This window comes from Photobacterium swingsii, assembly GCF_024346715.1.
Taxonomy (GTDB): Bacteria; Pseudomonadota; Gammaproteobacteria; order Enterobacterales; family Vibrionaceae; genus Photobacterium; species Photobacterium swingsii.
In genome coordinates, this window is the sequence record NZ_AP024852.1 from 2,264,696 (window position 1) to 2,285,916 (window position 21,221).

Annotated in this window: 21 protein-coding genes and 1 riboswitch; of the genes, 1 reads left to right on the forward strand and 20 read right to left on the reverse strand. The window is 44.8% G+C overall.

The window, feature by feature from the left end:
• Positions 1-79 precede the first annotated feature (79 nt).
• Entirely contained in the window at positions 80-631 is a 552-nt protein-coding gene (locus OCU77_RS10470; protein WP_048900669.1) for a porin family protein, read from the reverse strand.
• 593 nt (positions 632-1,224) lie between these two features.
• Here OCU77_RS10470 and OCU77_RS10475 point away from each other — a divergent pair.
• On the forward strand, positions 1,225-2,328 hold the full coding sequence (locus tag OCU77_RS10475; RefSeq protein WP_048900671.1) for a phosphoribosylaminoimidazolesuccinocarboxamide synthase: 1,104 nt from the start codon (positions 1,225-1,227) through the stop codon (positions 2,326-2,328).
• Between the two features lie 83 nt (positions 2,329-2,411).
• Here the strand turns inward: OCU77_RS10475 and OCU77_RS10480 are convergent, their stop codons facing one another.
• The 19 genes from OCU77_RS10480 to OCU77_RS10570 form a co-directional block, all read right to left on the reverse strand.
• Positions 2,412-3,752, reverse strand: a complete 1,341-nt coding sequence (locus OCU77_RS10480) for a cobyrinate a,c-diamide synthase (protein WP_048900672.1) — start codon at positions 3,750-3,752, stop codon at positions 2,412-2,414.
• Entirely contained in the window at positions 3,749-4,843 is a 1,095-nt protein-coding gene (locus OCU77_RS10485; protein ID WP_107302493.1) for a threonine-phosphate decarboxylase, read from the reverse strand. Before OCU77_RS10485 ends, OCU77_RS10480 begins: the two co-directional genes overlap by 4 nt.
• A 42-nt stretch (positions 4,844-4,885) precedes the next feature.
• Positions 4,886-5,905, reverse strand: a complete 1,020-nt coding sequence (gene cbiB / locus OCU77_RS10490) for an adenosylcobinamide-phosphate synthase CbiB (protein WP_107302494.1) — start codon at positions 5,903-5,905, stop codon at positions 4,886-4,888.
• A gap of 6 nt (positions 5,906-5,911) precedes the next feature.
• Positions 5,912-6,700: a precorrin-4 C(11)-methyltransferase gene (gene cobM, locus OCU77_RS10495; protein ID WP_048900675.1), complete on the reverse strand. Its 789-nt coding sequence runs from the start codon at positions 6,698-6,700 to the stop codon at positions 5,912-5,914.
• Complete coding sequence (gene cobJ / locus OCU77_RS10500) at positions 6,697-7,581, reverse strand: precorrin-3B C(17)-methyltransferase (RefSeq protein WP_107302495.1); 885 nt, start codon at positions 7,579-7,581, stop codon at positions 6,697-6,699. Before cobJ ends, cobM begins: the two co-directional genes overlap by 4 nt.
• Positions 7,574-8,491 (reverse strand): sirohydrochlorin cobaltochelatase, encoded by a 918-nt coding sequence (locus tag OCU77_RS10505; RefSeq protein WP_107302496.1) that lies wholly within the window; start codon positions 8,489-8,491, stop codon positions 7,574-7,576. Before OCU77_RS10505 ends, cobJ begins: the two co-directional genes overlap by 8 nt.
• Before the next feature lie 69 nt (positions 8,492-8,560).
• Positions 8,561-10,177, reverse strand: a complete 1,617-nt coding sequence (locus OCU77_RS10510; protein WP_107302497.1) for a cobalamin biosynthesis protein — start codon at positions 10,175-10,177, stop codon at positions 8,561-8,563.
• A complete protein-coding gene (gene cobI / locus OCU77_RS10515; protein ID WP_084711890.1) occupies positions 10,174-11,043 on the reverse strand; it encodes a precorrin-2 C(20)-methyltransferase in 870 nt (289 codons plus the stop codon). Before cobI ends, OCU77_RS10510 begins: the two co-directional genes overlap by 4 nt.
• A complete protein-coding gene (locus tag OCU77_RS10520) occupies positions 11,036-12,331 on the reverse strand; it encodes a bifunctional cobalt-precorrin-7 (C(5))-methyltransferase/cobalt-precorrin-6B (C(15))-methyltransferase (protein WP_048900676.1) in 1,296 nt (431 codons plus the stop codon). The genes cobI and OCU77_RS10520 overlap by 8 nt, the downstream gene beginning before the upstream one ends.
• On the reverse strand, positions 12,331-12,984 hold the full coding sequence (locus OCU77_RS10525; protein WP_048900677.1) for a precorrin-8X methylmutase: 654 nt from the start codon (positions 12,982-12,984) through the stop codon (positions 12,331-12,333). Before OCU77_RS10525 ends, OCU77_RS10520 begins: the two co-directional genes overlap by 1 nt.
• On the reverse strand, positions 12,981-14,201 hold the full coding sequence (locus tag OCU77_RS10530) for a cobalt-precorrin-5B (C(1))-methyltransferase (RefSeq protein ID WP_244915154.1): 1,221 nt from the start codon (positions 14,199-14,201) through the stop codon (positions 12,981-12,983). The genes OCU77_RS10525 and OCU77_RS10530 overlap by 4 nt, the downstream gene beginning before the upstream one ends.
• Before the next feature lie 184 nt (positions 14,202-14,385).
• A riboswitch (cobalamin riboswitch) is annotated at positions 14,386-14,597 on the reverse strand.
• A gap of 80 nt (positions 14,598-14,677) precedes the next feature.
• Complete coding sequence (locus tag OCU77_RS10535; RefSeq protein ID WP_084711891.1) at positions 14,678-15,319, reverse strand: histidine phosphatase family protein; 642 nt, start codon at positions 15,317-15,319, stop codon at positions 14,678-14,680.
• A gap of 512 nt (positions 15,320-15,831) precedes the next feature.
• Positions 15,832-16,359, reverse strand: a complete 528-nt coding sequence (locus tag OCU77_RS10540) for a hypothetical protein (protein WP_048900679.1) — start codon at positions 16,357-16,359, stop codon at positions 15,832-15,834.
• Positions 16,334-17,221, reverse strand: a complete 888-nt coding sequence (locus tag OCU77_RS10545) for a tetratricopeptide repeat protein (RefSeq protein WP_048900680.1) — start codon at positions 17,219-17,221, stop codon at positions 16,334-16,336. The genes OCU77_RS10540 and OCU77_RS10545 overlap by 26 nt, the downstream gene beginning before the upstream one ends.
• Before the next feature lie 4 nt (positions 17,222-17,225).
• Positions 17,226-17,822, reverse strand: a complete 597-nt coding sequence (locus OCU77_RS10550; protein WP_048900681.1) for an LPP20 family lipoprotein — start codon at positions 17,820-17,822, stop codon at positions 17,226-17,228.
• 383 nt (positions 17,823-18,205) lie between these two features.
• Positions 18,206-19,393 (reverse strand): amino acid permease, encoded by a 1,188-nt coding sequence (locus OCU77_RS10555; RefSeq protein ID WP_107302499.1) that lies wholly within the window; start codon positions 19,391-19,393, stop codon positions 18,206-18,208.
• A 564-nt stretch (positions 19,394-19,957) separates the two neighbouring features.
• The gene (locus OCU77_RS10560) at positions 19,958-20,200 is read right to left on the reverse strand and encodes a hypothetical protein (RefSeq protein WP_048900682.1); all 243 of its coding nucleotides are present in this window, start codon (positions 20,198-20,200) and stop codon (positions 19,958-19,960) included.
• Positions 20,201-20,304: 104 nt separating this feature from the next.
• Entirely contained in the window at positions 20,305-20,709 is a 405-nt protein-coding gene (locus OCU77_RS10565; RefSeq protein WP_390624754.1) for a DUF6691 family protein, read from the reverse strand.
• A gap of 54 nt (positions 20,710-20,763) precedes the next feature.
• Entirely contained in the window at positions 20,764-21,177 is a 414-nt protein-coding gene (locus OCU77_RS10570) for a YeeE/YedE family protein (RefSeq protein ID WP_084711892.1), read from the reverse strand.
• Positions 21,178-21,221: the final 44 nt, after the last annotated feature.

Here is a 21,221-nt window from a genome sequence, read left to right on the forward strand (position 1 = left end):
ATGCCTTAATACCCATTCAATTTGCACAGGGACAAATAGTAAGCGTAAAGCATGGCAAGCTAGTCACTAGCCCGTTTCATTAGAAGCTGTATTGTACACCTAGGCTAACAGCTTCTTTAGATACTTTTGCATCACCATCTTTGTATTTACCGTAGTGACCCACTTCAGTGGTAAGAGCGATTTGCTCTGTCACTTTGTATTTAGCACCAACACCGTAAGAAAGGCCTTTCAGTGATACTTTTTCTTTGTGGCCGTTAGCTTCTAAAGATACTTTACCGTATGAGTAACCAGCAAGGCCGTATACAGAGAAAGAGTCAGTAATTGGGTAGCTAGCCAATGCGTAAGCACCCACATTGTATTTTTCTTTAGCTTTTAGCTCTGTGCTACCAGCATTGTATTTACCGTTCTTAACGCCCATACCTGCACGGCCTTCTACCGAGAAGTATTCGTTAACTTCGTAACCTACTTTACCATTGATTGAACCAAGCTTAGTCTTTTGCTTGTCACCGTTACCTTTCATTGTTTGTTGCTGTAGTTGTAAGTCACCACCTACATATAGACCTTCTGCTTGTGCAGCTGTCGCACCAAAACCGATAGTAGAAACGATTGCTAAGGCTAATAACTTTTTCATGATAGCTCCATGTATATAATGTCGTTTTATCATCATTTGAAACAATATTTAAATCTTGTTTCGAACGCTGTTTTATTTGATGGAGTGAAATTTACTTGAGTTCCTGATGCTTGTAAATAGCAAAATCCAAATTAATCAAACATTGTTTTATTGTGGTAATAAAAAACAAACACTTAGCATTAAAAATAATTTAACCTTGTGTATTTGCTCTAATTTTAAATAATCCTTTATGGATTTAACTAAATAAATAGCCACTATCAATCAAAACAAATAAATACATCGCATCTATATTAGTTACCTGTTATTTAGTCGACGTTAGCCACTTTTCAATTAAAAGCTACGATTTTTAAATACCATGTCTTTGCTTCACCTCGGTACAGATCGGATAGGTCATCAATGCTGTTAGCTCTCACAGTCATTTCACCAACAGCTTTCTCTTTGCTTACCAATAAGGCAAACGTTTGCTTTTTTACTGGCAGAGTCTCCAACTTCTGGTATGATCCACACAGAAACAGGCAGTTGCCCTTCACAAGTACCCACAATAAGTGAGTACTTGTGCTTTCATCGCATTAATATGAAATAGGAATTTCGCCATGAGCCTCGCTGATCAAGTTCTTGCTGTAAATAATGACCTTCCAATCCGTACTGACAAACCCGTGCACAGCGGTAAAGTTCGTTCGGTATATTGGTTAACTGAAGAAGACAGCCAGCGTCTGATTAAGGAAAAAGGCTATAACGTAAAGCCTGATGCTCCATTAGCTATTATGGTTATCAGTGACCGTATCTCAGCTTTTGACTGTATCTGGCACGGCGAAGGTGGTATGAAAGGCGTACCTGGTAAAGGTGCAGCGCTTAACGCCATTTCAAATCACTGGTTTAAATTATTCCGCGACAATGGCTTAGCCGATAGCCATATTTTAGACATTCCCCACCCTTTCATTTGGATCGTCCAAAAAGCAAAGCCTGTTATGATTGAAGCTATTTGCCGCCAATACATTACGGGCTCTATGTGGCGTTCATACGAGAAAGGCGAACGTGAATTCTGTGGTATTGAAGTACCAGAAGGCTTAACGCGTGACCAAAAGCTACCAGAATTACTGATCACCCCTTCAACAAAAGGCATTTTAGAGAATGTCCCCGGCGTTCCTGCGGTTGATGATGTAAATATAACCCGTAAAAATATTGAAGATAACTTTGCAGCCTTCAATTTCAAATCTGCCGATGATATTGCGTATTACGAGAAGCTATTAAAAGAAGGCTTTGATGTGATCAGTGGTGAACTTGAAAAGCTGGGTCAAATCTTCGTTGATACTAAATTTGAATTTGGTTATGTGGAAGACGCACAAGGTAACGAAAAACTGATCTATATGGATGAAGTGGGTACACCTGATTCTTCACGTATTTGGGAAGAGTCTTCTTATCGTGACGGTAAAATTGTCGAAAACTCAAAAGAAGGTTTCCGCCAATTCCTGCTTAACTACTTCCCTGATGCCGACATCCTACTTAACAAAGATCGTATGGACGAGCGTTTTGCCCTTGCCCGCGATAACGAGCTGCCAGAAAGTGCATTAATGGCGTTATCAAAAACCTACACAGATATCGCAGAAAAAGTAACGGGTGAGAAAATTGTGCTTAGTCAAAATCCTAAAGCCGAAATCGTCGCGATCCTTCGTGAGCAATACGGCTTGATTGATTAAGCGTTAACAATCATCACTGTAACTGAATAGATACCAAAAGGGCTGCAGTACGCAGCCCTTTCTTATTACATTCATTACACCATTCACGCTACTTTTCGCGTAAACAACCACACCACGACATCAGGGTTCGAAGGAAAATACCAATGGATATAAGACGCTGTAGTTGCCCCTTTCGTCCACACAGGATCTGTCTTACGACCATACTGACTAACAGGTTGCGTTAACACTTCTTCCTCTGATGTGGTCATTGAATAATGGAAGGTATGTCCACGCAATGTGCCGAGAGCAAAGGCTGCTTCAACTATGCCTAATGCTGCCAGTTTAGACTGCATTGTCGAGTGTGCATTTAACACCCCACACATAGAAACGGGGAAGGAAAGGCAAGATGATTCTGCTTCTGATGCTACCGCCGCTGTTAACGTTTTATTGAGATAAAGCATACCACCGCACTCTGCGACACATGGTTTACCTTGTTGAACATGCTGCTGTATTTGCGCAATGAGTACCTGATTAGCATGTAATGCATCAAGGTGAAGTTCTGGGTAGCCGCCCGGTAAATATAAAGCATCACAGCGCGGTAAATCGGCGTCTGTGAGGGGAGAAAAGTAAACCAGATCAGCGCCCAAAGCTTCTAAAAGCTCAAGGTTTGCCTGATACAAAAACAGAAAAGCGTTATCTTTTGCAACCGCAATTGTCACACCAGAAAGTGCTGTTTTTTGAGCGCCCGTGACAGTATTTGGATCATCATGTAGCTCAAACTGGATTGGCTTAGGTAAAGGCACATCACTACTAGCAGCTATCACATTGGCTGCATGATCTAATCTTGCTTCTATATCTTCCAACTCGCTGGCCTGCACCAAGCCTAAGTGACGCTCAGGTAAAGCTAAATCCATGTCTTTTGGTAACCAACCACAGAATGTCAGCGGTGACCGCAAACTTTCTTGCAGCATTTCAGCGTGGCGCTCAGAACCAACGCGGTTTGCAATCACACCAAACACATCAACATCCTGACGGTAGCTGGCTAACCCATGTGCAATCGCACCAAAAGTTTGGGCCATTGCACCAGCATCAATCACGGCTAAAATAGGGATGCCAAAAGCTGCGGCAATATCTGCACTAGAGCACTGGCCATCAAACATTCCCATCACGCCTTCAATCAAGATCAAATCCGCTTCTTGCGATGCTTGAGCCAGTATATTGCGACAATGCGCTTCACCACACATCCAAAAGTCCAATTGGTAAACAGGCGCTTTAGAAGCTAAAGCCAAAAACTGCGGATCAATAAAATCAGGGCCTGTTTTAAATACCCGTACCTTTTTGCCTTGCAGCGTAAAGTAACGCGCCAATGCAGCAACAACAGTGGTTTTCCCTGTGCCTGATGCCGGTGCTGCCACGACCAGCGCGGGGCATGAATATGAACTCATTGATTGTCCTTAATATGGGTTAATACTGTGTTTACTCGCTGCAAGTCAGCATCATTGTGTGGCAAACCAAATCGAATAGCATGTTTTTCATCGCACAGTCGCACCAGCACACCTTGTTTGGCTAGGGCTTGATGCCACCAAGCCGCATCTGGAATCTGAACCGTATGAAACAATATCCCGCTGGTCATTCTTACTTCAGCGGCGTTATCTTTGTTAGAAAAATGCAGAGACAACACTTGGTGTAATTTATCTGCCATGGCACAGATTCGTTCACAGGTTTGCTGCTGCCAAAATGTATCCGCTAATGCCTGCTGCAAAACATAGCGGCTGGGGCCAGCAACAGTCCACGGGCCAAGTAATGCCTGTAGCTGCTCTAACACCTTAGGTTGAGCATTTACAAAGCCAACCCGCGCCCCAGCTAAACCAAAGAACTTTCCGACAGAGCGCAATACAACACAGTTATTAAGGGGCGTTTCAGCGGAAGCATTAGAATGCAAAAGTGAATGTTCTGACGTGAGATCCATAAAGGCCTCATCAACCACCAGCCATCCACCTCGTTGAGCCAATGCTTGTTGCCACAGGTGTAGCTTATTGGCTGGAACATAATGTCCCGTTGGGTTATTCGGGTTAATCACCACCAGTACATCAGTGCTATCTAGCAACTCAGTGGATGGCTCATCATGATAAAAAGCCAAAGAGATATTAACCGTAGGAAATTGCGTTAACACTTTTCGCCAAGCCTGCTCATGCTCTTTATAACCCACCTGTGGTAGCGCGATCTGAATGTCTTTTTTGCAGCTCCCTTCGCCTTCGCAATCACTTTCAATCAATGACGATAGGATCACACGGGGAAGCGCCATAATAGCGGCTTGGCTACCTGCGACAGGCAAGAGTGATTCACAACCGTAATATTGCTGCGCAACTTCCATTAAACCATCGTCATCTTCAGGCAGACGATTCCATACATGCGCTGGGATATGGCTGATAGGATATGTCCAAGGGCTAACGCCAGTAGAGAGATCAACCCATTCTTCTAGTGGCCGTTGATACAAAGACGCATACTCACGTAACTTTCCACCATGATTCAACATGTTTTACTACTCATAAATAATCTCGATTGGGCTCTATAGCCTTTATAACGCAGCAATAATCACCAAGGCAGCAACCCAGCACCATGCGCTGCGTTCCACCAAACCACAGGCTAACGCAATTGCGGATGCAGTTGCTTTTTCACCTTGCCCCATGAAGATCTTATCGTGTTGAATCCCATGATAGATTGCAGGCCCACCTATGGTGGTATTGATTGCCCCTGCACCACTTGTCATCACCACCCCACCGTTAGGGCTGGCACACAAATGCGCTTGAGTACGCCAACAATGAAGCGCATTTTTAGTGTTCCCCACTAAGGCATAAGTAAGACCTGTTAGCCGAGCAGGTAGCCATCCCATGACATCATCAAGTTTTGCCGCGCTATAACCAAAGTCGCGATAGCGGTCATTCTTATACCCCCACATCGCATCCAAGGTATTCACTAATCGGAACAGCACCGCGGCTGGCGCACCACCAATAATGAACCAGAACATGGCACCAAAAACGGCATCGTTACCATTTTCAAGCACTGACTCCACCGTTGCTGACGTCACTTGATATTGATCCATTGCGCTGGTATCGCGGCTGACAATCCAACCCACTTTTTCACGCGCGGTACAGAGATCACCTGCTACCAAAGGGCGGTAAATCCACTGTGCGTGCTGCAATAAACTGGTTTTCCCCACCGTGAAGTACAGCACGATGACATTTGCCGCTAACCACAGATATAACGAGACATGATAGAGCCAATCAAATAGCCAATATGTGCCTAGCACAATAGGTAAAATCGCTAAGCACCACGCGCAGACACCACGCAAGATGCCTCTTGCTCTCGTATTCGTCATTCGAGAGCAACGCTTTTCAGAAGTACCAACAGCTGGACTTGACGTCGATTTATTTAGCTGACGTTCAATCCAGTTAGCCCAATGACCAAAACCAATCAAGGGATGAAAGCGACGAACTTCGCCGAACCAAGCGTCTAGTAACAAGCCAGCCGCCAATAAAAGTGCTAGCGTAAATAAAACCGAATCAAACAATGCTGGCGAAGAATAAACCCACAACATGATGCGTTAACCTTCTTTATTCACAGTGTCACCGTCGACCACACGCGCTTTGCGACAGGCATGAGAAAACGTAGGGTCATATAATTTTGAATCGACAAAATCTTGTTCGCCAAGCACCTTACTCACAATAATCATTGCTGTTGAGCGAATGTTGGCGTCATGCATTTTATCTGCGATGTCCGCCAAGGTACCTCGAATGATCCGCTGCTCTGGGTGAGAGGCTTTTTCAACCACAGCCACAGGCCAGCTTATTGGATAAACCTCTGAAAGCTCGCGCACCACTTTACGAATGAGCGTTGCACTCAGAAATAAACACAGCGTCGCTTCATGTGCAGCCAGTGATTTAAGGTTTTCTTTGTCAGGCACAGGCGTTCGGCCAGATGCACGACTTAATATGATTGTCTGGCACTTTTCAGGCAACGTGAGTTCTTGCCCCAATGCCGCAGCAGACGCTTGGAATGACGACACACCGGGAATGACCTGCCAATCAATACCAAGTGCATCTAAGCGGCGTACTTGCTCTGCCAGCGATGAATAGATCGAAAGATCTCCTGTTTGCACACGAGCAACATCTTCGCCATTCGCAAATGCATCTGTGTACACCTTAGTGATCGCATCCAGATCCATATCGGCAGAGTTAAACACTTTCGCATCGGGTTTCGCACGTTCAATCACGGCTTTGGGTACTAAGCTGCCTGCATACAAGATCACAGGACAACGCTCAACTAAGCGCGCGCCTTTTACTGTGATCAAATCAGGATCACCCGGCCCTGCACCTATAAAAAAGACGGTCATACTCGATCACCCTCAGTCATAGTTTGTTCCTGAAACTCAGCGTCAATTTGAATCTCGGTTTCAACTTGAGGTGCACCTGATGTTTTCAGTGCATGTCCTCGCTTTTGCCCTGACAGCACAGCCCCTGTTTCAAGCTGATATTTATTCTTATAACCACGTGGTGTGACAATCCAATCGCCAAAGTAATAGCTATTACTGTTACCCACGAGCACCGCAGCATTCATACCAAACTCGAGTGACGTAAAGCTGTCGAGTGTGCTTAACATCACGCGCTGATCATCTCGATACGCGGCATTCACCACTGCAACAGGCGTTTTAGGATCGCGGTGTTGCAATAAGATCTGCTGCGCGATTTCAATATGACTTTTACGCTTTTTCGATCTTGGGTTGTAAAAAGTGATCGCAAAATCAGCCATTGCAGCCGCTTCTATCCGCTTGGTGATCACTTCCCAAGGTGTTAGCAGATCCGATAACGAAATTGTACAGCTATCATGGCCAAGCGGTGCTCCCACTAACGAAGCGCATGCATTTGCCGCAGTGATCCCCGGAATAATAGCAAGCTCAACAACGGGTAACTCAGGATTACGCTGTTGTAATAGCTCCAACACTAAGGGCGCCATTGCGTACATACCAGAATCACCTGAACAGACGAGTACAACCGACTTTCCTTCCGCCGCTGCATCAATCGCCGCAGCTGCCCTTTCCCACTCGCGCGTCATGCCACTTTGAATCACGTCTTGCTGATCAATCAAAGAGGCTATTAAGTCGACATAGGCTTTGTAGCCCGCCACAACATCCGCCGATTCAATGGCTTCGCGGGCTGCGGGGGTTACAAGATCAATACTGCCCGGCCCTAGACCAACCAACGTCAGTTTAGCCATGCTTCACCTCAGCGATACAGGTGTTCTCTAACGCACGTTCTGGTGCGCCTATTTTGATCAACCCTTCCGCGATTTGTTTTTCAATTATCTCGATCAGTTCTGGCACATCTAACATACAGAACTTTTCATTGACCGTTTCAAAGCCGTTACCTAGTGCATGTTGAACCGGTTCTGCAACTTGCACATCAAAATCCGCATCAAGTTGACCTTTGATACTGGCCAGATCATTTTCAAAATGATTGCCTGAAACCAACAGTAGCGGCACTAAACGCAGCTTAGGTTTTTCGCCATTAGCAATTAGAGGTTGGCAAGCCTGTTTCATTTCTTCGGTTAGGCTATCAATCAGTAACCCAAACGGCCACGCTCCTTCCAAAGAGCAGGTAAAATTACGCTTAGAGATTTTAGTCAGTAGGCTATCGCAATAATGGATGGCTTGATGACCAGGGTTGTCCAGCAACGGCGCACCATGATGAATATATAAGTTACACCCTAGATCAACGGGGAAGCGCTGATGCAGTGCGCCAAGCAATTTCGTCGCCAATTGGCTGTGATGCATGATGGCAGGTGTTTGTCCGATTCGTGATAGCGAAAACTGCTTAAAGCCATCTACAATTTTGGTTAGGTACAAATGCTCATCCGTTGGGAACAGGTAGCAAGAAACCACTAAAATATGCTGATAGCCTTGAGTATCTAAGTCCGCTAACACTTGTGGTAGGCTCTGGCAGACCTCACCTTTGCGCGCGAGCTTCTTAATAACCATTTTAGAGCTGGTTGCCATACGCACGTGGCAGTCAGGATATCGCTCACTGATGTGTTGCTGGAGTTTCACGTAGCGCTGTTGTTCTACCACTGAGCCAAAACAGCTCAGAACAATAGCAGTACCTTGGTTGTAATGACGTAAACGTTTCATTGATATTCCTATTTCAATTTTAAATTATGTTTTCCATAACAATCACTCGTGACTAACTGAAGCTAGCGCTTATTGGCATTGTTCAATCTGTGCATCTTCTATCGGTGCAAAAAAGCCTTCAGCCAATACCTGTTGCAATGGTGTTCGCGTTTTCAGCGCGAGGAAGAGTTGCTGCCAATTTTCTTCTGTTAATGCATCGATATTGCGTAGCCAAAGGCCATTATTAATCGGCGTTTCATGGCTTGCTAGACGCTCATAGATCACCAAAGCAGCGCGATTGCGACATGTGCCCGCACAATGAGTACGGCTGATTTTAATGCGGTTTTCACCTTCACTTAGCCCTAATGTTTTCAGGTAAGTTCTTAGGTGATGAGCTAAATTACGGCTACCTTCTTTAGCGCAGCGACCACCTTCACATACCAGTACATGGTGGCGGTGGTATAGCATAGGGCGATTTAAATCAACGTGCTTTGGCTTACATTGATACCCTTTGACGACTTCATTGCCATGTGCATTTATATGGCAATGTTCACCTAACCAGTTCTTCCACTTTTTCTTAGCCATGGCTTCATCAGCAGGAATACGCGCACAGGCCAAGGTCATGTTGAAGCCATCTTGCTTGTACTTCCACTTAGGCACTAATAAGCGATTCGATCCTGATTTTTTCAGTGCCGCGGCTTCCGCAACCGACGATACACCCGTGATTTTTTTGACAAACTCAGAAGGGTTTTCAATACCTTCAACATCCGCTAATTGCGACGCTTCAAAAGTAACAAAGGGGGTTTGTTGACGCTGAGAAATCGCATGAATACCCGCTTCATCGGCTTTTAACGCAATACTGGACAACGCAGCCACAGATTCTGCCGCTAAATTATGTTCATCTAAAAAAGTTTGTAGGCCCTGCTTAATTACATGGGCTGGGGTATTTCTGTCGCAACCTATCCCTAGAACCAAGGACTTTGGTCGCCACAGCACGCACTTACTTTGCCAATCTGCATACCCTTCCGGTATTTTCTGATCGCAAATCAATACCAGACCATCCCATACTTCGGGTGAGATGGTCGCTAATTGGGTCGCTGCCAATTTCGGATGACAAATCAAATTAGCCGGCATGGAGCGCTTTTCACGCCACCAATTCTGTTGCCCTGCGCGCTGTACTATCAAAACAGGTTTTTCATTTACTACAGCAGCAGAGACAGATGTAATAGCTTGCTCACATTCAGGGGCTAATTGCCAGCCGAACGCGGCACCTAGCATATCTACCGATAAACTCCCAGCCACATCAGATGCAGTTGTAACCACGGGTGTCGCCGCTAACAGCTCTGCAACACGACATGCTAAAGCGTTCGCGCCACCTCGGTGCCCAGACAGCATAGGAATGACGAAATAGGCATGATCATCAATACAAATCACCCCAGGATCGGTGCGTTTATCCACCATTAGAGGGGCTATCATGCGGCTCACAATCCCTGTGGCGAAAAAGCAAATATGATGGTCATACTCGCTGAAACGCTGCGCCATAAAATTCGACAAAGGTAAGGTTAAACGCTCAGCTTGTGCCTCATTTTGCTGAAACACCTCTTGACCAACATCTGATACAAACACAGTGGCAAATGGCAAGGTCTTTGCCAATCGCTGCGCTTGCTTAGCACCGTGAAGTGTGATGGCATAAATGGCTATTTTCACGCAGCAGATTCCTTGGCTAACGATGAGGCTTTGATTTGCTGAACTGAGATTTGTTGAGCAGGGGCTTGCTCGACTGATGCTTGCTGAACTGATTGATCAGTCGAGTCTTGCTCTACGGACGTGCCGCGCAACACACCACGACGAGATCGCACTGAAAGCTGCACCATAGAGAAATAACGATGGCCTTCAGGTACATCGCGCAAGTCTTGATACACTTCTTGCTTGTCGGTTGTGGCATGCGACACATAAGTGGCACAAGCGAGCATATCCATACTTTCCAGTAGCGCAGTTAACTGAGGAACAATACGGCCTGCTTTGATCAACATGATGGTATCGAACTCTTCGACTAAGCGCGGTAAGCACGATAATCCCCAAGTGGCAGGCACCACACAAAAACGCTCTTGCCCGTCAGCTAAAGGGATTTGAGTTTGAGCAGGAATAGCCGTGACCGAGGTAATACCCGGTACAATTTCAATCTCAAGCTGTGGCAGTAATTCTTGTAACTCTTCTTGAATATAGGCCCAAGTACTATAAACCGAAGGGTCGCCTTCTGTTGCAAAAACAACGTCTTTACCTTGTTGTAAGCGCGCAATTAACGACAGTGCCGCTTCACGCCACGCAGGAATATTGATCTGCGGATCACGGCTCATTGGAAAATGTAAAAACAGCTTTTCACCCTGGATCTCTTCATCTTGTACCGCACCTGAAACGATCTGGTGAGCAAAAGACGCCTGCGAGCCTTTATCCTTTTCAGGAAACGCCACAACATCCACTGTGCTGATTAATCGGTGTGCTTTTAATGTCAGTAGTTCACTGTCGCCAGTTCCCACCCCTACAGCGTAGAGCTTGCCTAATTGTTTAATCATTATTATTTTCGCTGTGTGGTTCTGTTTGAAGACGTTTATCAAAGATAAAAAGATGAATCGGGTTTTCTGCTTGATAGCGGGTGTAATGTGCTAATGGTACCCCCTGAGAAACAGAGACCATTTGCACTAGCGCCTTGACGTTGCGCTGTTTTGACCAAGTATGAAGTTCGGCGACTGAATCTATGGTGACGGCGGTGGCAACAATAACGCCATCATCGGCTAAACGCTGCCAACATGTATCAAGGATTGCTGCCATTTCACCACGACTGCCACCAATAAATACGCTATTGGCTTGAGGCAAATTGGCCAATTCTTCGGGTGCTTTCACTTTCAGCAGTTGCACATTATCGGTCGCATGAGCAGCAATATTGGCTTCAATCGATTCATAACAATCGTTGTTGGATTCCAAGGTATAAACCTGCCCCTGCCAACACTGCTTAGCCGCTTCAATCGCGACCGAACCTGAACCTGTACCTATGTCCCAAACACAGTGGTCAGGACGAATACGCATGCTACTCAAAGCTAAATGACGAATAGGTTGCTTGGTGATTAAGCCACGCTTCGGCATTCGCTTTTCAAAACTGTTATCAGCCGCATATTGACCATAACCGCCCCAATAGAGCGCTTGCTGACGTTGTAACACAACAAGGTTGAGCGGATTAAAATCATCAACTTGCTTTGTGGCTAACTCAGCCACCGTGAACGCCGTGACTCTCTCTTCTATACCACCTAATTGTTCACAAACCCATACCTGCCAATGCGCCTGATGATAAGTCAGTAAGTGCTTAGCGATGGCGCCAGGGTGATTATTGCTGTCCGTTAACACACAAAACAGTTCCCCCTGCTGAATTTGGCTGACAAGGCCCGTTAACGGACGACCATGAACAGATAAACAAGTGGCGTCTTGCCACGGCAATGCTAAACGACTAAACGCCAACTGCATGGATGATGGACTAGGAATAAAACGCAGCTCTGCTGAAGGTAAGTGGTTACTTAGTGTTTTACCTATACTGTAAAACAGAGGATCACCCGATGCTAAGATAACCACACCGCCCTCTTCACTTTCTTCTAATACTGCTGCTAACCACGCTTTGTAGCCTTGCGCCATTGATAGCCGCTTCCCCTTACACTGAGGAAACCAAGTCAATAAACGATCGTTACCAGCAACAACCCGAGCTTGCGCCACCGCGTTTACCGCACGGCTGGTTAAGCTCATGCAACCATCTTCTGGCACACCCACAACCGTGATCGCAGGCAGCTCGGAAGGGGCAATATCACCACTGAGCATTAGACCGACTCCATCAGCAAAGCATGAATCGTTGAAACCACTAATGGGCTTCCCCCTTTGCGTCCCACACTGGCGATATAAGGAATAGCGCTTTGTTCAGTCAATGCTTGCTTTGATTCTTCCGCTTTCACAAAGCCAACAGGAATACCTATGATCAGCGCAGGTTTAGCCTCACCGACTTCCACCATACGTAAAATCTCAAACAAGGCTGTCGGCGCGTTCCCAATAGCAATAATAGCGCCATCTAATACGCCAGCATCTCGTGCATATTGCATCGCTTGTATAGCTCGGGTTTCACCGCTGGCTTTGGCCCGTTCAATCACTGTTGGGTGGCTGATAAAGCAGTGAGCTTGGTTACCATGTACAGATAGACGCTGCTGGCTCAAACCTGTCGATATCATGGTGACATCGGTAATAATGTTAGCCCCTATTTGTAGGGCTTGAATGCCCAAACTCACCGCATCATCACTGAACTGAAATAACTGAGCGTACTCAAAATCCCCTGTAGTGTGGATGGCCCGACGCACGACATTCCATTCAACAGGTGTGAACGAGTGTCCACCGTGAAAGGCTTCTATTTCATGGTCGATAATCGCGAACGAATTATTCTCGATTTGTCGACCTTGTGCAGTCATTTGCTGCATCTTATTCATGGTATATCCTTATGAGCTGAGGGTGGTACTTGCGCACTTTTAGTATAAATATTGCTTTTGCTTGTACTGTCACTAAGCATGTGATGATGAGATGGCGAGCGATGCATGGCCAATAAGCGGCCATCAAAATCAATTAATCGAAATTCGATATCAAGATAATGGTCGACGTATACTGCGGCATGTTCCGCAGCTTGTTGGCACAACAGATCTAAAAAGGCTTGTGGAGACGTTTCACGCCATAAATCTAAAACATGGCGACCCGTATTTGCGTCTCTTATTTGCTGGCACAAATCTGCTGAGCACTCAGCTTGTACCGCAAGATCCGCCAATAACTGAAAGTCGATAGCACGGCCTGAGACATGCGTCATCATGTGACCAGCCACCATTTTGGCTAACTTGCCTATCATGGCGACAACCGTCACCGTTTGTACCTGATAACGCTTACTGGCACGTAGGCCAACGCCGACAAAATCGCCAGCTTGAATAAAGCAGATACCGTCTAAATGTGGCAGCATTGCCATGGCTGAATTTTCTGAGCGAGATCCGGTCGTGAGCACGACGTGATTTTGTTGGTTCGCGTTAGCAATTTGCACCGATTGACGCACTGAAGCAGAAAAAGCAGAAGTGGAATAAGGTTTGACCGTGCCTCGCGTGCCAAGAATAGAAATACCGCCGATTAATCCTAAACGGGGACCTATGGTTTCTTTGGCTCGTTCTTCACCATCAGGTACACGGATTTCTAACGCAATACCTTGCTGACAACCATTACTTGGTTTGGTATCGACGTTTAGATTCCATTCGAGCTGTACCATATCGAGGATATTAGCCCGAGGCACTGGGTTTATCGCAGGCTGCCCAACAGGTAACTCCAGCCCGGGTAAGGTGACTCGCGCAACCCCAATGCCACCATCAAGCGAAATCCCCGCTTGATCACGCCACCGTGCAAAGCACTGAATTTCAGCGTCATGGGTACAATCAGGATCATCGCCTGCATCTTTGATAATACCAGCCAGTACACCCTCGGCATGAACTTCAAGGCGTGCAATAGCAAAGGTGGCAGATTCTAGGTTCGGTAAGGTGATAGTAACAAACGACGGTAACAGCCCAGTGAGCAATGTATGCGCCGCAGCGCGACTAGCCGCTGCGGCACAAGCGCCAGTCGTAAAACCTGAACGTAAATCGCTGCGTTTTTTTGAGCGTTTAACCTTGGTGACCAAAGTCCACTCCACAAGTTTTATCAATCGCCATGGCGCTTTACCATTCCATCGAGGTAATGCTGTTTAGCTTTGCGAAAAGCTCGACATCCATTACTGGGGTTTAAATACAATAACCCCCGAATAGCCGAACGCAACGATAGAGAAATCGCTGGAAGGTACGATGCTGAGTATCCCCGCTCAGAATTCGGAAGCTAATGAAGTAACAGGTATCCTGACTAACGACTAAACCGCTTTAACCCCTTCCCAAGTAATATCGTCATTACTCAGTGGCTCAGTTAAAGCTCATCGCTTACAGTTGCGGGTACAGTTCAGGTTTTTCACCTGATTCCCTGCATGGTCGATAAAGCTATTAGTTTGCATTTATCTTTCACCATGATCACTCAGCCTTTGGGCTAAAATGACATTACTTATTATGTGGTTTATTATCAAACTAGTTTAATGATATGCCTCTAGTTATCAACAATAATATTTACTATTCATTCACTTAAATTAAGCTGCGGTGGCTTTAGCTCAAAAATATTCATTTCAGTATTCATCGGAATACCTTGCCCGTATGCCCACGATGTTCGCCCATGCAAAATATTGTTTGCACAGCGAATCCACTCACCGTGGCTAACCACGTAAATCGTTTTGCCTGCGTGTCGTCTTACTAAAGCACGCAAAAAATCCACGACTCGACGCTCAAAGGCAGTTTCACTTTCTGCCTGTAGCTCAGTTGCTATTGCCAAGCACGCATCCAAGCATTTTTCATAGCGGCCTTGATAAGCAAACCAGTGCCTAGCATGTAAAAACCCATTAATACATACGTTTTTTTGCTTACCCTCGAGAATACCAAATCTTCTTTCACGTAAACGTTGATCTGGCACGATATATCCACCACTTTTATTACAAATAATACGTGCAGATGCCAAAGCACGGCCTAAATCGCTGGAATATACAATGTCTGCTGGATATTGACGGGGAATATTGTTCCTTGCAATGAAACTTGAGAGTGCTTTCCTACCCGCTAAGGTCAAGCGACTGTCTCGCCATCCTTGCAGTTTGCCGGCTAGGTTCCACTCAGTTTCTGCATGGCGTACCATGACAAGCCGCACATATTGCTCATTACTCTTTATCATCACTTACTGCTTTATCAGCGCAACCCTTAGCGTGTAATTATAAGTTTACACTTTAGTGTATTTTGTCGAAAACAGCATAAGGCAAGGCTATAGCCGCGATCAAACAAAGTCGGTATTATCAGCTCACGCAAACATATTGCCGCTTTTCACTTTTTCGTACTCAGTGAAAAGCCTGTAAGTCCTTTATTTTTGGTCATTTAAAGGCTTACATTAGTGGAAGGCTATAGTTCGGTCAAACTCGCCTTCCCTACTCCTCGCACCAACAACGCCACGGTAATGTACTTAGTATATTATCGCTTTTTTCGTGCCTGATATTTCTCCTAGCTACCCTTAGCCGTCGTTTACATCAAAACTGTTAATAACTAATCCAACAAGAATGACTTGATAATTAATGGGGTGAATATTGTACCGACACCCTAGCCATTAGGATTGTTCTAATAAAAAAAACCAAGTGACAAGCACTTGGTTTTAATATCTATGCCATGTGGATTACATAGCGAAAAGAAGAACCCTTACATGCGCTCAACTTTCATCTTGGGCACTTTGACATCCACAACACAGGTCATTTCCATGTGACGTGAAGGCAATGTTTTAGTATCACAATGACGAAGCTGCGCCACACCAACACCAACAGCCTTGCTGGTTAAGCAAGATTGCACATCACCGTATGATGACTGTGAACCATTGCGGTCTAACACAGTTTCATTTTGAGTAAAGTGCTTCTCAATTGCGACACCATTTGTTTCCATCACAGCTAAAGATAGTGCACGGTCACGAGCTGCTGCTTCAAGCGTTGTAATGCTATCGCGATCGCCGCCAGCTACAACAACGGTTTGCTCAGACGTAACATAAATACGCTCGCCTGTGGGATCGGTTTCATGAATAACATGCAGTTGTAGCTGACTTTCACATGAGCTGACATCACCAAAGATCTTCGACTTTGCTGGTGGAACGTGAACGATCACACTCGGCTCAGAAGCACAACCAGCAAGCAGCAGTAATGCCGTTGCAGCACTAAGCAGATTTAATTTGTTCATCATGACTTTTGCTCATTTGGAAGTAATTTTCAACCATAGGAATTGAATCCAAGATTTCCATGTTCTTTGGATCAATCACATTCGCTTGTTTGATCAGCTTATAAGCATTTTTAAATTCACTCTCAAGGAACTTAATCATACCCATGTTATGCGTTGCAATTGCCTGATCAGCTACGTTTGGCGATGCTTGCGCAATTTGCTGGTACATAGCATAGGCTTGATCATAACGTTGGCGCTGTGCATATTCATTTGCAAGATCAATACTTTCATCATCACCACTTAGCAAGCGTACAGTTATGTACTTTTGGTGCGGCGTCAGATCTTGGGCTACACGAACAGAAAGGTCTTCTAAAATCGAGTTGTTCATGCTGTCCCAACCTTGCAGTTTAGCGTGCGCTGCACCTATGCTGTCTAGGTCATTTTTCTCACTGTTTGATTGGCTAAAATAGTTACCAGAGGTAATTTCATGGCCATTCTTTTTCACAGAGTAAGTGACTGTCGCAGAACGTGTACGTTTTGCGTAGTAACGGAAGTAATTGCCATCATCCGATTTCACTTCCTCTTTCCATGTTGACTCATCTTTGTCCCAACTGATCTCGCCAGTAACAACAATGCCAAGCGCTTTGCTAGCTGGGTCAGCATAACCGTATTCACGAATCTTACTACGCAGCATCTTTGAAAAAACAGGACCTTTACTTTTTTCAGAAGAAGAGAAGTTACTCACTTCCATTTGCTTATAGTTAATGCCTTTATTGCTTGGCGCCGCAATGGTTGATCCCACTTCAGTGTAAAAAGCACAACCTGAAGTTAATAGCGTTGCAGCAAGTACAGTAAAGCCTAACAAGCTTTTCATCATCGCTTTCATACAATTAACCCTCTAAAGATGCTAACGCTTTCTTCATTGCTTCTTGCGCTTCTTCTGAATCAAGGTTGCTCCAAATTTCATCTTTGCGTGCTTTTTCAATTGCTGCAGCCATATTCGCTTGATAAGCATCGTTAGTCATTGCTACTAAGGTGTACATACCGCCACTTGGTGACGTCAGCGTAGTCATTACGCGAGCATCACGAATCACAGTGCTAACAACATTGTTAATGGTGATTTCTACCATTTCAGATACATGCTCGTCGCTGACTGTTTTGGTTGTTGTGCTTGACTGTCTTGTAACTGCATCGAACTTACTTTTAATATTATTTTCTAGCTGCGAAGCCAAACGTTGTTGCGCATTATTCAATGCTATTTCGCGCATAATGCCAGAACCTGCAACGCTTTTCTTCGCGTAACCTACACCAATAATTTCATAACCTTGTGGTGTAACTTCACAAATCCATTTCGGCGCTTCTTTCGAAGGCATATCAGGGAAATAACAATCCGCCTTTTGAATGTCTTCTGCTGTTTCAATGCTTGAACAACCGACCATAGTCACTACACCAAGAGCAACCATTAGCTTTAACAAAACTTTATTCATATCAATGTCTACCACTAAGCAATTATTAATTGAGTAATTTTTAATATTATTGTTTCAGTGCTAAGTAACAATAAGCATGCGCACACCTGACACATTACTAAGCCACGGAAGTTTGACACAAAACACATAGCAATTGAACCGCGTTTTAATAAAAAAAACTAAATTTCCATCACCATTTAAACCAGCAATAAAGAGCAATGCATTAATGTGCGCATAATATACTTACGAAATAATTTCATGTCAAATCAAGTTGGATTATTATCAATTTATGAATATCAGCCTGATATACAGCATTAGCCATCCATATGGGAGGCAAGCTTTCTTGCATGTATAAAAAAGGCATACCTAGGTATGCCTTTCATTGAAGAAATGGGTCAATAAGATTAAATCATTTGGGCTATTAGTAAGAAGCAGCCAAACGCAAAGCTAAGACCAAGCGCCATATTACCGCCAGAGGCTTGGTACAATGTGCCTTGCTCCGTTTGTAGCAACTGCTCACCACTACCACAACTGTCCTGCTGACGCACTTTCACTGTCATAGCCATTGGCACAAAAATCGCGAGGAAGACAAGAATAATACCGGCATAGCCTAATACAGCCAGGAATTGATCTGCGGCTAACAAGGCGCCAATCAAAGGGAAAATGAAGGTTAATACATAAGTTACAGCGCGATTTTGCTTAAACGCATCTTCATTTTGGTGATAAAGCGACATAGCCACACCAAGGAATGAAGTTAAAAGCGCAAGGCCAGTAAATACAGATAGAATCGTATGAATGCTGCTATATTTTGTGCCTAAAGCTGCAATTAGCTCTGAAACGTTAGCAAAGTGAACGAGTTGCTCTGAAGTAAGATTACCTACTGCTGCGTATAACCAAAGCAGATAGCAGAACAATGGGATAAGAGATCCTATCACCACCATATTGCGCAGTTGTTTTTGCGATGCACCTTCGTTGTAAGTCACTAATGATGGAATAACGACCATGAAGCCAAAACTTGTGAACAACACTGAACTGGTTTTAATCAGATCAACTTTGCTATCACTCGTAACCGTCATCAAGTTTTCCATAGAAATAGAAGGTACCAGTGAGAACAGAGTCATCACAAGCACAACCAGCATCATGCCAAATAGTACACGGTTCAGCTTATCAACGGCGGCTGTACCTGCTGCCACGACAATCCCCGCAATAAGCGTAAAGGCAATTTGCGTTTGTAACATAGTGAGTTCTATGCCTGCACTTGCCGCCATTTTTTTCACTAAGTCGCCAGCGCCGATGATGTAAGCCATCAATAGGCAGACAAGCAATGCATAGAGCAAGCCGTTAGTGACCACTTGCCCACCTTTACCTAATGTTTTGCGTGCGATGGTATTCATGCTTAAACCACCACCCGCTTTAATGCTGGCTTCAAGTAAAAGCAGTGCCGCGTAGGTCGTACCAGACCAAATCACCAACATTAACAAAGTACCCCACAGTAGGCCGAATTGCGCCAATACCATAGGGATAGCAAGCATACCTGCACCAAGTGCAGTACCGGCAATGATCAAAGCACTGCCCATAATTTTTAAATTCACAATGTGTTCCTTAAAGCGTTTTTATTCTCGTTTTCTCCTGCACAATGTGCACCTTGGTCATTAAGTGGTACATCAAGCAGAATAAGATTAATTGTTAAGCGATGGGTTGCTTAAACCATTAGGATTACGCGCAAAAGCGCTTCATAAACGAGAAGTGATAAAATCGCTCTAAAGCAATAGAAGAGGTGGTTGAAATTGAGGGCTGTGAATTAATGGCGCAACCATGAGAGGCTGTCCTTGGTATATCACCAGAAACTATATGCGATATAGCCCCTAGATTAGTGTGAATCATCATCGTACTCCTAAAACGATCAGTTCCATTGTTCTTTTGATGGCGTTCCTTATGCCATCAAAGCAGCTTCTTTCATGGTCAGTGAAAAATGCTGTTTGTTCGGTCAATAAGCAAAGTAATAATCTAGAGAGGAAAGCACAATACACTATTGGTATTTATTTGGTTTATACCGCAATAGTGTGATCTAGATCACTAGAGGTATCACCAGATACAAAAAAGCCCCGTTTGCTCACGAGGCTTATTGCGCACTTTGTCCAAAATTGTCGCAAGCATTAAGCAAGCGCAGTATCAGATTCAAGTGCCACCAGCGTTAATCGGTTAAATTGGCCGGGCTTAACGGCTATCAGGCTACCATCACCAAATTGAATCCCATCAAAAAAGTCACGTCCCCATTTTACCCGCTTGAATCTCGCGTAGTGCGCTTTAGCGTAAACGCTTTCCAAAGCATTTAGCACACCTTCCTTTTTCGCCTGATCAATGATCGCTGGGCTTAATAATTTACTGGCAATCGTCATCCTTGCCTCCTGCTCCTGGGGACTTCAATCCTTTTTACCAAAATCTGACGATGATTCAATAGCCAATGCATTAAATGAGGGGATTCTGAGCACTAATCTACATTCTACTGTCGTGATGCAATTTTTCCGACAATAAAGAAGCCAACCAACATACTCAGCGTAAAAATAATTATCCCAGTGTTACCACCACTTAAAGACGTTACGGCAGGGCCAGGACAAATTCCCGCGATCCCCCAGCCTATTCCAAAAAGTGCAGAACCCGTCAACAACTTAGGGTCCACAATAGTATTTTTTGCCACCTTAAATTCATTATCACAAACAGGTTTATCTAAGTGTCGAATCACCAAGAAATAGAGCGGCATAAACACCATGAGTGCGCCCCCCATGACAAACATCAGGTTCGGGTTCCAGTCGCCTGAAATATCAAGAAAGCCGATAACGTTCACGGGATCAACCATGCCTGACATCATCATGCCTAATCCAAAAAGCAAACCAGATGTCAGAGTCATAAGTCGCGTAAACATGGCGCTTGAAACTATCGTTTGAATCAACATAGCTGGCCCTTATAGATGAAGACGAATGAAGGTTGTGGCGATCGCACACCCCATAAATACGCAGGTGGCAATAATAGAACGCTTCGACAGACGACCCATTCCACAAATACCATGACCACTCGTACAACCATTCCCAAGCTTGGTGCCTATACCCACCAACAAACCAGCAAGAACAACCACAGGGATTGATGCAACTGGTAAGTCGAGCGGTAATTCAAACCCCAGCATAGGTGCAATTAAACTTGCGATGACCATGCCAAGAATGAAGGTTACTCGCCAGCCAAACTCTCCTTTCTGCGGTTTCAATAGCCCAGAGACAATACCGCTGATACCTGCAATACGGCCATTCATCACCATTAATAACGCTGCGGATAGCCCTAATAACATTCCGCCTCTTAGTGCATCCCATGGAAATTCACTCATCTCACTCCCCCGACACATCAGTACTTATTATTGACTTCTATGCT

Coding starts and splice junctions, on each gene's coding strand:
- OCU77_RS10540 (WP_048900679.1), bottom strand. CDS start 16,359: ATGATGAACAAATTAAATCTGCTTAGTGCTGCAACGGCATTACTGCTG.
- OCU77_RS10520 (WP_048900676.1), bottom strand. CDS start 12,331: ATGCTCAGTGGTGATATTGCCCCTTCCGAGCTGCCTGCGATCACGGTT.
- OCU77_RS10525 (WP_048900677.1), bottom strand. CDS start 12,984: ATGAATAAGATGCAGCAAATGACTGCACAAGGTCGACAAATCGAGAAT.
- cbiB (WP_107302494.1), bottom strand. CDS start 5,905: ATGTTGTGGGTTTATTCTTCGCCAGCATTGTTTGATTCGGTTTTATTT.
- OCU77_RS10535 (WP_084711891.1), bottom strand. CDS start 15,319: ATGATAAAGAGTAATGAGCAATATGTGCGGCTTGTCATGGTACGCCAT.
- OCU77_RS10550 (WP_048900681.1), bottom strand. CDS start 17,822: ATGAATAAAGTTTTGTTAAAGCTAATGGTTGCTCTTGGTGTAGTGACT.
- OCU77_RS10470 (WP_048900669.1), bottom strand. CDS start 631: ATGAAAAAGTTATTAGCCTTAGCAATCGTTTCTACTATCGGTTTTGGT.
- cobM (WP_048900675.1), bottom strand. CDS start 6,700: ATGACCGTCTTTTTTATAGGTGCAGGGCCGGGTGATCCTGATTTGATC.
- OCU77_RS10560 (WP_048900682.1), bottom strand. CDS start 20,200: ATGACGATTGCCAGTAAATTATTAAGCCCAGCGATCATTGATCAGGCG.
- OCU77_RS10570 (WP_084711892.1), bottom strand. CDS start 21,177: ATGAGTGAATTTCCATGGGATGCACTAAGAGGCGGAATGTTATTAGGG.
- cobI (WP_084711890.1), bottom strand. CDS start 11,043: ATGATTAAACAATTAGGCAAGCTCTACGCTGTAGGGGTGGGAACTGGC.
- OCU77_RS10480 (WP_048900672.1), bottom strand. CDS start 3,752: ATGAGTTCATATTCATGCCCCGCGCTGGTCGTGGCAGCACCGGCATCA.
- OCU77_RS10485 (WP_107302493.1), bottom strand. CDS start 4,843: ATGTTGAATCATGGTGGAAAGTTACGTGAGTATGCGTCTTTGTATCAA.
- cobJ (WP_107302495.1), bottom strand. CDS start 7,581: ATGGCTAAACTGACGTTGGTTGGTCTAGGGCCGGGCAGTATTGATCTT.
- OCU77_RS10505 (WP_107302496.1), bottom strand. CDS start 8,491: ATGAAACGTTTACGTCATTACAACCAAGGTACTGCTATTGTTCTGAGC.
- OCU77_RS10565 (WP_390624754.1), bottom strand. CDS start 20,709: ATGACTCTGACATCTGGTTTGCTTTTTGGATTAGGCATGATGATGTCA.
- OCU77_RS10475 (WP_048900671.1), top strand. CDS start 1,225: ATGAGCCTCGCTGATCAAGTTCTTGCTGTAAATAATGACCTTCCAATC.
- OCU77_RS10545 (WP_048900680.1), bottom strand. CDS start 17,221: ATGAAAGCGATGATGAAAAGCTTGTTAGGCTTTACTGTACTTGCTGCA.